Annotated in this window: 1 protein-coding gene; it reads left to right on the top strand. The window is 61.5% G+C overall.

What is annotated here, in order from left to right:
• The first annotated feature begins 2 nt into the window (after positions 1-2).
• Positions 3-12857: a non-ribosomal peptide synthetase gene (locus IFT47_RS17725; RefSeq protein ID WP_192173716.1), complete on the top strand. Its 12855-nt coding sequence runs from the start codon at positions 3-5 to the stop codon at positions 12855-12857.
• Positions 12858-12892 lie beyond the last annotated feature (35 nt).

Here is a 12892-nt window from a genome sequence, read left to right as displayed (position 1 = left end):
CCATGCACGAGCATACAGTCGCCGCTCCTCACCAGGTTTTCGAATGGTCGGGCGATAACAGTGCCGGGCCGCGCATCAGTGTGTGTCGATTCGAAGTCGACGTAAGTGTGACGCTCGACGCGTTGGGCGCTGCACTCAGCACTGTCTGGCAGCGTCACGAAGCGTTGCATAGCCGCCTTGTCGTGCTAGCGTCTCGGCGTTATCCGCTGACAGAGCTGGTAAGGCCCGCCGCCCCAATGATTCGCGTGTTGGCCGAGGCGGCCGACGGGGCGTGTGCCCGCGCGGCTGTCACCAACGCTTTGTTGGAGGGGCCGTCGGTCAACGACGACTGGCTGGGCGATGGTGTGTTTGTACCGACTGCCAACGGCCCGACGTTGGTCGCTTTGCGCCACCGTGCAGCGTTGGTCGATCCGGAGAGCTGGGTACTGCTGATCCGAGAACTCGCCGACCAATTGCAGGGCCTGCCATCGGTCACGCGACTTGACTATAGCGAAGTGGCGGGCTGGCTTGACAGTCAGTACCCGTCGCCCCTGCAGACTCTTGCCCAAACTAGCGCATGGACCCGTGCTCCACAAGATTCGGTCGCCTTGCCAGCTAGCCTCGATGTGGCGCGCGTCGACCGCACGGTGTGCCTGGCCGTGTTCTGTGCGGTCCTGGCGCGCTTTCGCGTCGACGCCGCGCCGGCGATAGATGCCTGCGACTCCATTCGGGCCACGGTCGGGGACCACGCTGGTGTCGGTGCCTACCGTGTGGCGGTGCCGGTTGCAATGCGGCTCGACCCGTCAATGCGCATTTCCGCCTTGGTGAATGCCTTGCAAGGGAGCACGCCCCCATCACCCTTCGCGGTGCCGAGGTTGGCGGATGCAGGTTTTGCCTGGAGCGATACACCACAGACTACGATGGGCCCCCTGACACTGCTGGAGATTGAGTGGATGCCCGGCGCAGTGCCCGTGGCACTGACCTGCCACCGCATGGGCAGCTACTTGCAGGTTCATCTGTATCACGATCCCAAGGTGGTCGACAGCGTGACGGCTGCCGCGCTGCGGCTGGCGTTTGTGAGTGCGCTTGAGGCGACTTTGCAAGCCCCTGACTCCCCGATTGATGTTCTGCCATTGACACCGCCGCAGAGCGCTGCGTTGACATCTCGTGGCCCGCGTGCAGAAGGGTGGGAATGTCCCTTCCTGAACCTGTTTGAGGACGTCGTCGCGCACCAGCCGCAGGCGGTGGCCATTGAGCGTGTCGGCACCCAGGCACTGGTGACTTACCAAGCGCTGGACCTGCACGCACGGCGTATCGCCAATTCGCTTAAACAGCGTGGAGTCGGGCCAGGAGAGGTGGTGGCCGTGGTACTCCCTCGCAGTATTGAGTGTGTTGCGGCCATTTTGGGCGTGCTCAAATGCGCGGCCGTGTTCATGCCCATCGCGCCTTCAACGCCCACAGTACGCCTGGGCGCGTTACTGGCAGGGGCGGGGGCGACCGTGGCGCTGGGCAGAGCCCACAGCATGATCAGCCCGCCGGATGCCAGCTGCGAGTGGATCGACATCGAGACGATCGGCGCTGATGATCAACCCTTCGAGCGTGCCCCAGTGGGCCCCGAAGACATTGCCTACATCCTGCATACATCCGGTTCCAGCGGCCTGCCTAAACCAGTGGAGCTGACACATGGCGGCTTATCCAACTATCTGCAGTATGCCGCACGGCATTACGCCTTGGCAGAAGGCCGCGGGGCGATCGTGCAATCGCCGGTGACCTTTGACCTGACGCTCACGGCGTTGCTGGGGCCGTTGGTGGTGGGGCAGCGATTATTGCTGGTGGACGAAAGCGAAGCCGGCCACGGCGCAGGCGCGGAGGTGGAGCAGGTGTGTGCGCTGCTGCGACGCGCGGACATCACTTTGCTCAAAGCTACGCCGTCCTATCTGCGCCTGCTCAATACCTTGCTGTCGGGCGAGTCACTGTCCGGTGCCGTCAGGGTATTGGTGGTGGGCGGCGAGGCGCTGCCCTTTCCGGTGATTGAACCCTGGCTGCAAGGCCCACGCCCGGCTCAAGTATTTAATGAATATGGGCCCACAGAAACAGTGGTCGGCTGTGCCTGGGCACAGATCAACGGCCCCTGGCCCGAAGGCACACCCGCGCCGATCGGCGGGGCCATCGACAATGTGCAATTGAGCGTGCGCGATTGCCAGTGCCGAGCGCTGCCGGTGGGTGCCATCGGCGAAATTTGCGTGACCGGCCGGGGCGTCGGCCGCGGTTATCGAGGCCGTGAGGAAGAGTCCGCTCAGCGCTTTGTCGCCACGCCCGAAGCCCCGGGAAGGCTATACCGAACCGGCGACAGGGGGCGAATGCGCTTCGATGGGACGCTGGACTACCTTGGCCGGCTGGATGATCAACTCAAGCTCAACGGCATTCGTATCGAGCCCGGAGAGATCGAGCGTTGCCTGGAGTCGGCGGCAGGCGTCAAATCGGCGGCCGTCGTCAAGGCCGGCGACACGGATGGTGGCGAAACTCTCATCGCGTTTGTCAGCGTCGACGGTGTGATCGCGCTCGAACCTCAGGCACTGCGTGAGTATGTTCGCAATCTGCTGCCCGCCGCCTTGGTGCCGGCGCGTATTGCGGTGCTGGCGGCACTGCCGGTGACCGAGAATGGCAAAATCAACCGTAGCCTGCTGACCCTCCAGGCCAGCCAGATGACCGTGCTGCCAAGTGTTACTCCCGAGCCTGCCGCCTCTGCATTGGAACAGGCGTTGCTGGCGATCGTCACACAGGTGCTGGGCGACGGTACGATGGGTGTGACCGACGATGTTTTCGACCGCGGCGCAGACTCCATCCGCTCAATCGCTATTGTTGGCGCGGCAGCACGCGAAGGCATTCATTTGACCGTAGCTGATATCTTCGAACACCGCAGCATCAGGGCCTTGGCCGCCGTCGCGCGGGCAACCGGCGCTGCGACGGCCGGTATCGAGGCCTTTGCCCTGCTGCAGATTCAGGATAAACAGGCATTGCCGCCGGATATTGTGGATGCCTATCCGGTCAGCCAGCTCCAGGCCGCGATGATTTTTCATTACGAGCTTGAGCGTAGCAACGCCGTCTACCTGGATGTATTCAGTTACCGGCTGCAGTTTTCGCCAGACCTCGACGTGCTGCAGGAAGCGGCACGCTTGCTGGTCACTCGGCATGAAGCGTTGCGCACCACCTTCAACCTCGCCAGCTACAGCGAGCCCCTGCAACTGGTGCACAAGCAGGGTCAGGACTTGCTCGATATTGTGTCCCTTGAAACCCTTGATGAGGCGGCGCAACAGGCGTGTATCGCCAGCACGTTCGAGGAAGAAAAGGCCCGTTCCTTCGACATTGGTGCGTTACCGCTGGTGCGCTTGCGCTTGGCGAGCCTTGGGCCGGACAGTGTTCAACTGACCATGAGCTTTCACCACGCCATCATTGACGGCTGGAGCGACGTGAGCTTGTTGATGGAGTTATTTGGTTTGTATCGGGCGTTGCTCGACAAGCAGGCACTGCCGCCGGTACCTGCGATCCGCTATGCCGATTACATCGTCCTTGAGCGACGCGCCATTGCCAGCGCCTCTACGCGTGATTTCTGGCAACGGTATCTGCAGCAAGCGCCCTCGGGGTTGTTGGGCCAGACCGTACGTGTGCCCGATGAGGGCCGCGGGGTGCAGATCATTCCTGTGGCCATTGCCGCCGAGCAGGCGCTGGTTTTGCGCCGGATCAGCGCCGCCCATTCACTCCCGCTCAAAAGCCTGCTGTTCGCTGTACACCTGAAGGTGCTCAGTGAGATGAGCGGCCAGGCGGACTGCTTGACGTCGATGGTGATGACGGGGCGTCCGGAACACGCCGATGGGCAAAAACTGCTCGGGCTGTTTATCAACAGTGTGCCGGTGCGAGCCAGGGTAGAGGCCAGCTCCTGGATCGCGCTGGCACGTATGGCACTTGCGGCGGAGGGCGAGGTATTGCCGCATCGCCGCCTGCCACTGGCTGAAATACAGGGCATCAACGCGCAAGCCAGGTTGTCCGATACTCTGTTTTACTTCACTCACTACCACATTGCTTCCAACCTTGGGAGCCTGGGCGTCAAGCTGCTGGACCTCAAGGCCCATGAAGCGTCGAGCTTCAAGCTGGTGGCCAACTTCTCCGTGGACCCATTCGATGACAGCATCAAGCTGACGTTGGCGATTAAAGGTGACGCGCTCAGCCGCACAGACCGCGCCCGGCTGGCGGCGCTCTATGCGGCGGCGCTCACGGCCCTGGTGGATGATCCGCAGGCGTCACCCGAGGTGCCCGTGGCGGTTGAGCCTGGCGAAGCGCCGCCCGACACTCAGACCGTCGTCGGCCGTATTCGACAGACCATCGACCGTGTCCCTGAGCAACGTGCAGTCGTTTGTGGCGACCGCTCACTGAGCTATGCCGAACTCGGCGTGCTCGCCGCGCGTGCCAGTGCACGAGTGCTTGAACGGGTATCGGCCGGCGGGCGCGTGGCGATCCTTGCGCCGAGGTCGGAGCGTTACATCGCAGCATTAGTCGGGATTCTCGCGGCGGGGGCAATCTATGTCCCTCTAGACGCTGCCCATCCGGCAGCGCGCCGCGAGGCCATCCTACGCGATGCACAGCCGGGGCTAATCATCACCGATGATCTTGCAGCAGCATCGGGTTGGCCTTGCATGACCTTGGATGACCTGCTGGCGCCAATAACCAATACGCGGGTGTCGACGGTGGCGCCGCAGCGCGAGAGCGCTGCCTACTTGCTTTACACCTCGGGCTCGACCGGCAGCCCCAAAGGCGTTCTGGTGTCGCATAAAGCCCTGGCGAGTCTGTTCGAAGCCATGACTCAACGCCTGAGCGGTGCCGAGGGCGCCGTGTGGCTTTCCCTTACATCGGCTGGGTTTGATATCTCTCTGCTGGAGTTGCTGTACCCGCTGGTCTGCGCAGGGACCATCGTGGTCTATGAAGGCTCACAGAAAGTGCTGGCGTCCCCTGGCGCGAATGCCGAGCCGGACGTGAAGTTCAGTCTGTTTTTCTTTGCCAGCCAACCCGGGCGCCAAGCCTATGAGTTGATGCTGGACGCTGCACGTCGAGCCGACAAACTGGGCTTCCACGCGATCTGGACCCCCGAGCGTCACTTCCATCCTTTTGGCGGCCCATTTCCAAACCCCGCTATCACCGGTGCGGCCTTGGCGGTGGTCACTGAGCGCCTGAAAATCAGAGCCGGCTCGCTGGTGCTTCCCCTTCATGACCCTGTGCGCGTCGCTGAAGACTGGGCGATGGTGGATGTCCTTTCAGGCGGCCGGGCCGGGATCGCCATCGCCACCGGCTGGGACCGGAACGACTTTCTGCTGGCACACGGCGGGCCGCAGAACTTCTCGCACCGTCGCGAGTTGACGCTGGAGGCGATCAACATCTTGCGTGAGTTATGGACAGGGCAGGCGGTAACCGTGGACCGTGGCGCAGGCGAGCAGCACATCTGCACCTTTCCCCAGCCCATTCAGGCCGGTATACCGTTGTGGCTGTCGGCGTCGAGTGCAGTCGAGACGTTCGAGACTGCCGGGAAAAGCGGCACCAATGTACTGACCCACCTGTTGGCCCAGGACGTGGCCACCTTGCAGAACAATATTCAACGCTATCGCCTCGGTGCAGGCTCAGACGGCACAGTCAGCCTGATGCTGCATACGTTTGTGGCGGCGACGCGGGCTGAAGCGGAAGCGGTCGCTCGCGAGCCGCTCAAGCGTTACCTGATGTCCTCCGTGGATCTGGCACGATCCGTGTTTGGCCAGACGGCAAGTGACGGGCTCGATGACGACCTCAATTACCTCGCAGACCGGGGGCTTGAGCGCTATATGCATAGTGCCAGCCTGATCGGCGGCGTGCAGGACTGCGTCGAACGGGCGCGTGCATTGATGAGCATTGGCGTGAACGAATTCGCGTGCTTGATTGACTTCGGTGTCGGCAGCGAACAAGTTCTGCAGAGCCTTGACCAGCTGGATGAGGTGCGTCGCCAATTACCGGGCGGCTCCATGACAGCGCAGGACAACTCTGTCGCAGGCTTGTGTGCCCGCCATGGCGTGACTCACCTGCAATGCACACCCACGGCGGTACGCGAGTTGCTCACCGATAGTCGCAGCCGCAGTGCTATTGCGGCACTCGACACCCTGCTGGTGGGGGGCGAGTCATTGCCCCAGCACGTCGCCGATGAGTTACTGCAAGTCACGCGCGCCAGGCTATTCAATGTCTATGGCCCGACTGAAACCACCATTTGGTCCACGGCGTGGCGCATCGCGGCCGGGCCTGTACGGATTGGGTCGGCGTTGGGCAACGGCGTCGTTCATGTGCTGGATGCCAACAACCAGCAGGTGAGTGGAGGTCAGGCGGGTGAAATCTGCATCAGCGGCACGGGCCTGGCAGAGGGTTACTGGCGCCGGGAAGCGGAAACCCGCACGGCGTTCTGTTCGCTAACCCTGACGCCTGGCGAAGCGCCGACCAGGCTTTACCGTACTGGCGATATGGGGCGCTTTGACGCTGCCGGGCAACTGGAATTTTTGGGGCGTAAGGATCGCCAAGTGAAAATCGGCGGCCAGCGCATTGAATTGGCTGAAATCGAAGAACAGATCCGTGCAGTTCAAGGCGTCGCCGATGCTGCCTGTGCGATTGACAGCGATGGCTCGATTGCGGCCCTGGCCACCCTATATCCGGGCGTGGAAGTTGACACCGCAAAAATACGCGGCCATCTGCAGAAAACCCTCACCAGCGCAATGCAACCACTGGCCCTTGGCATCGGCGCACTGCCGAAAAACCCGAATGGCAAACTCGACAATGCCGCCTTGATTGCCATCGCCCGTGAACACCATCATGCCCCTGCGCCCGTGGCGGATCGCACCGAAGCGCTTACACCGACGGTGCGCTCACCCCGCTGGCAGGCGATGGCCCAGGTTTGGGAGCAGACGCTGCTGACACCTGTGGCTGATGAACACAGTGAATTTTTCGCCAGCGGCGGCAACTCGCTGCGGGCGATGGTGATGGCCAGCCGTCTGAGCCAACAACTTGGGGCCAAGGTTTCAGTACGAACGGTATTTGAAAACCCGACCTTCGGCGCATTGTTTGCCGCGCTGGACGCCGATTCGGTGGAAGCTGCAGGCCCTCTAGAACCGATGCCTGTGGCTGAGCGCTCAGCGGTGAGTGTGTCCCAGGAACGCTTGTGGCTGGTGGAGAGGATTTTACCGGGCCAGGCTGCCTACAACGACTCGATGCTGCTCAGTGTGACGGGCGAGCTGGATGGCGCCAGGGTCAGCGCTGCGTTGGCGCAGATCAGCGCCCGGCATGACGCGTTGCGCATGACATTTGAGGAACACAATGGGCGGGTGCAGGCCAAGTTCAACACGCAGATGGCGCTGGACTTTTCGGTGCAAGACCTCAGGAACGTGCCCCACAGTGAGCGTATTGACGCAGCCCTGGCTAGCGCCCGCGAGCAAGCGCGCCTGCCTTTCGACTTGGAGCATGGCCCGTTGCTGCGTGCGCGTTTGTTGCAATTGGAAGACAACCAACATTACTTGCTGATCACGGTGCATCACATTGTCTGTGATGGCTGGTCCCTGTCGGTCATGCTCAATGAGTTTTCTGTCCTTCTCAGTGGCGCCGGGCAATCCCTGCCGGCAGTAACGGCAAGCTTTCGCGAGCACATAGATACCGAGCGTCGGCAGTTGACCGCTGAGCGGCGCGCCGTATTGATCGACTATTGGACACGGCAGTTGGATGACCTGCCAGCTCCGTTGGAGTTGCCACTAGACTTCGCCCGGTCCAAGGCCGAAACCTTTCACGGGGCCACGGCCAACCGCGTTATGCCTAGTGCCTTGCTTGCCAAGCTTGATGCCTTTGCGGCGGCCGAAGGCGTCAGCAGTTACATGGTCTTGATGGCGGCGGTCAGCGCTGTTCTGGGGCGCATCACTAACCGTCGAGACATCGTTCTGGGCACCGACGTGGCCAACCGTTTTTCGGTGGCCAGTGCGGGGGCTGTGGGATTGTTCGTCAACCAGATGGTGGTGCGAACTCGACTGACTGGCGCGCAGAGCTTTCGCGAACTGGTCAATACAGAGCGTTCGACCATCCTGGACGCATTGGACCACAGCGACTTGCCGTTCAATGAGCTGGTAGATGAGCTTTCACCCACGCGAGACTTGAGCCGCAACCCGCTATTTCAGGTGGCCTTTACCTATCAGGAGCCCATGGACTACAGCCAGTTGGGTGGCGCCGGGCCGGCCCTGAAAAGAATCCCGTTGGACATCGGGATATCCCGTGTCGACCTGGAAATAAACGCCACGCGCAACGTCGACGGTTTGCTGATAGAGGCGATTTTCAATGATCGTCTGCAACGGCGCGAGAGCATCGAGCAGGTACTGACGGCGATTGAAGTTTTCCTGGAGCAGGCCCTGCGGTCGCCGGATACCGTGCTGCAAGATACCCAACTGATAACCTCAGCTGATCGTCAGGTGCTGGAAGCCGGGCTTGGCAGTTTCGGCGTGGATTTCGGTCTTCAGTCGCCCAGCCAGATGCTGCGCACCTGGGCTGAGCGAACCCCGAGGGCGATCGCCCTCTCAGGGCAGGAGGGAACCTTTACCTACCGGCAGCTGAGCGAACGCGTCGACGCCCTGGCATGCGGGTTGGCCCGGCAGGGCGTCGAGCGCGGTTCGCTGGTGGCGACGTGCCTTCAACGCGACGCCTCACTGGCCGTGGCAATGTTGGCGTTGTGGCAACTGGGCGCCGTGTATCTACCGATCGACCCGGACCACCCTGCGAGCCGTTCAGTCCAAGTCTTGGACAAATCCCAGGTCAAGGTGCTGCTGACCAGTGAGGCCTTACAGCAGCACAACGAAGCGTTGGACTGGAAGGGGCGCCAACTGGTGCTCGAACACTGCCTGATTCAAGGCGAATCATTGCCATTGGCGCAGGGGCTGCAGCGCGAACCGGCTTACGTCCTATTTACGTCCGGCTCCACCGGCGCGCCCAAGGGCGCCATTGTTCTGCACGAAGGCATGATCAATCACCTAGGCGCGAAGATTGCGGACCTTGAACTCGGCGCTCAAGATCGCCTGGCACAAACCGCCCCTCAAACCTTCGATATTTCCATCTGGCAGTACATAGCGCCGCTGATGGTGGGCGGGGCGGTGCACATTCTCGATGATGAAACCGTGCGTGACCCCGGATTACTCTTGCAGGCGTGCGAGACCGGTCAAATCACAGTACTGGAGAGTGTGCCCTCGTTCCTGGAGCTGCTGGTGGGTTTGGCGCAACGTCGAGACACGCCTTGTTTCTCCAGCTTGCGGATCATGCTGTCGACCGGCGAGGCTTTGCCGGTGATGCTCTGCAGGCGTTGGTTTGCGCTGTTTCCGCATATCGCCTTGCTCAACGCCTATGGCCCCACGGAATGCTCCGATGATGTCACCCATCACTTGATGACACAGGCGCCTGCACAGGAGCTGGCGTGTATCGCCATCGGCAGGCCCATCGCCAATGTGCGTCTTTATGTGCTGGACGACTCCGACCGGCTGTGCGCACCTGGCGCGGTGGGCCAGCTGTGTGTTGCCGGTATCGCGGTGGGCGGCGGCTATCTTAATGATGTTGAGGTCACGCAACGCGCGTTCGTCGCCGATCCGTTTGCACCTGACTGCGGCACCCCGATGTATCGCACTGGTGATCTGGCCCGCTGGACGCCGGATGGGCTGCTCGAATACCTGGGCCGCATCGATAACCAAGTGAAAATACGCGGTTGCCGCATTGAACTGGGTGAAATTGAAACCTTTTTGGACCAGGACCCATTGGTCAAGCAAAGTGTCGTGACGGTGGTCGACGACGACCAGGCGCGCAAGCGCTTGGTGGCCTACGTTGCGCCAGACTGGTTCTACGTCGAATCGACGCTGGACCAGGAGATGCAAAGCGGCCGGCAGCAAGAGTGGCGCTCGGTCTATAACTACTTTTACGAAAACGAGGTGGCGGGCGAAATCCAGGGGCCGGTTGATCCGACTTTTGACACAACTGGCTGGAACGATAGCTTTACCGGGCTTGCGATCCCTTCGGTTGAGATGCGCGACTGGCTGGATCAAAGCTTGGCGCGCATGCAAGCCTTCAAACCAAAGCGCGTACTGGAAATCGGTTGCGGTACTGGGATGGTGCTGTTCGGGCTTGCGGGCGCCTGTCAACGTTATGTCGGCCTGGACTTTTCCGAGCCTGTGGTGAAACGCCTGGGAGGGCTACTGGCCACGCAGCGCCCTGACTGGCAGCACGTACGCCTTGAGCATCTGGCTGCAGACGAATTGTCTCAGTTGGATGAGGGCAACTTCGACCTGATTGTCCTCAATTCGGTGGTGCAGTACCTGCCCGGCTCCGCCTACTTGATCAATGTGTTGCGCGAAGCCATGGGCAAACTCGCGCCAAAGGGACAAATTTACCTGGGCGATCTGCGCAGCCTTGAACTACAGGAAGTCTTCCATACCGCCATCGCGGCCAATGATGCGGCTGATTATCCGTTGGGCCAGTTACGCGCACGGGCCAGCAGCGCCATAGCGCATGACAAGGAGTTGTTCCTGTCCAGCGGTTTCTTTGCCCGGCTGTTGGCCGATGACGTGCTTGCGCGGCGTGCTCCGGGGTTACTAACCTGGCTGAAGAGCGGTTTTTTTGAGAATGAGTTGACGGTCTATCGCTTCGACGCCGCATTGACCTTTAATGGAGAGGCTGCACTGCCGGCTGAGTCGTTGCCTTGGCACGCCCTGGGGGGTGACACCGACGCACTTGAACAACGCTTGCAATACCTTGGGCGGAGCAGCTTGCACATTACCGGCGTGCCCAACCGCAGGCTTGATCGCGACCGCCAACTGGCGGCCCGAATCGACTGTGATACCGGCGCCGCGCCACAGGCACCGGCCCTAGATGTGTTTGCGCAAATGGCCGCCCGACATGGCTTGGTGGTGCAGTCGCGCTTTATCGAGGGCAAGCCGTTTTTGCTCGACCTGCTGTTTCAACCCGTACTAGCCAGCTGGCCTGCGTCCGTAGGGCGTGGGCCAGGCGCCAACGAACCGCTGCGCAACCGGGCAATGCAGCCAATCATGCAACGGCTTCGGGACCGTATAGGCGAACATCTGCCGGATTTCATGGTGCCCCACAGCATCACGGTCCTCGATCATCTGCCCTTGACGCTCAATGGTAAAATCGACCGTAAAGCGCTACCCAAACCACTGTTCGGGGGCGTGGATGCGCCTTTGCACGACACGCAGCCACGTACCCGAGCCGAAGAGATCCTGAGTCGTGTTTGGCAGAAGGTACTCGGCCTTCCTAGCGTGGGCCTGCGCGATAATTTTTTCAGCCTTGGCGGTGATTCGATTCTGGCTATCCAAATCGTGTCGGCAGCCACGCGAGAAGGAATGTTGCTGTCCCCCAAACAGGTGTTCCAGAACCAGACGATTGCCGAGCTAGCCGCAGTGGCCACTGCGGTGCGTAACGCCAGCGAGGAGCGGGCGGCGGACGGAAGCTGCCCATTGTCGCCCATCCAAGCCGAGTTTCTGCAACGTGACCTGCCACGGCCTCAGCATTGGAATCAATCCATCTTGCTCGGCACCGACCAGGTGCTTGATGAGCACCAGGTCCACAGCGCATTGGATAAGGTCACGCAGTGCCATGATGCCCTGCGGCTGCGTTTCCGCCGAAGCGCGGACGGTAGCTGGCAGCAGCACTACGTGACCGGCCGTACTCACTTTGAACTGCGGGTATTGCTGGCGGAAGAAACCCTGGCCCAGGTGGGTGCCGAGCTTAATGCCGGACTATCCCTTGAGCACGGCCCTCTGCTTCGCGTTGCGCTGCGAACGGGCGCTCAGCCACGGCTTTTGCTGATCGCTCATCACCTGATCATTGACGGTGTGTCATGGCGCATCCTGCTTGATGATCTGGACCGCGCCTTGGCCAACCCGCAGGGCTGGCAACCAGATGCGCGCACTGCCAGTTATCGTGCTTGGGTGGAACGGCTGATTGGGCTCGCGGAATCCCGCGCGCTGCGGGAGGACTTTTCCTATTGGATGGAGCAAGCACGCCTCGGGCCGGCCCATCCTGTTGCAGGCGCCGTGACCGGCGCTGCATGCGCGACACAGGTGCTGGGCGGTCCGCTGTCCGAGGCGCTGTCGAGTCGACTCTCGCAGGTGGGAACCGGTGCACGTATCGAGGAAGTGTTGTTGACAGCGCTGGTCATGGCACTGAGCCAGGCCAGCGGCTGGTCTGATGTGGTACTGGCGAGTGAAACCCACGGCCGTGATCTATTTGACGACTTGGATGTCTCGCGCAGTCTTGGCTGGTTTACCACGCACTTCGCCGTGCGCTTGCGCCTGCCGCGCGACGGAGATGCGGCAGACGCACTGGGCGCAATAAGCGGCCAACTGCGTCGGGCACGCTCACTCGCCGCCAGCTATGGGATTTTGCGTACCTACGACCCCGACCCCGAACTGCGTGCCAGCCTCGCTGGGCAGCCTGCGCCGGAACTGGCCTTCACATATTTCGGGCGTACCCAGGATGCCGGCGAAGGCGGCCGCCTATGGAGGACCGAAGGGGAGAGTGGGGCGGTACGTGCACCCGCCAATGGCAGTGAAACGGCCTTGGAAGTCAGTGCAGTGTTTATCGGGCAACGGCTATCTGTGTTCTGGACCGTCGAGTTGTCACGGCTTGATCTGGAGTATGTCGCCGGAATCCAACAGGCGTTCCCCCAAGCGCTGGCCGATGTGCTGAAGGTGGAGGATGTTCACGGGCTCGACGTTACGTTTGCGCAGAACGGCGTGCTTGCCGCCGCGCTGAGCGAACTCATGGACAACACTACCCAGGACTGAACTGCCCAAGCTGTTGCAGCAATTACTTTGTTGGC

Origin of the sequence: Pseudomonas sp. CFBP 13711, from assembly GCF_014842265.1 — a bacterium.
GTDB lineage: Bacteria > Pseudomonadota > Gammaproteobacteria > Pseudomonadales > Pseudomonadaceae > Aquipseudomonas.
Note: the sequence above shows the minus strand (reverse complement) of the source record. Positions and strands in the feature narration are given on the sequence as shown.

What these genes read in the sequence shown, in the direction of transcription:
- IFT47_RS17725 (WP_192173716.1), top strand. Translation starts at nt 3, where the DNA reads ATGCACGAGCATACAGTCGCCGCTCCTCACCAGGTTTTCGAATGGTCG.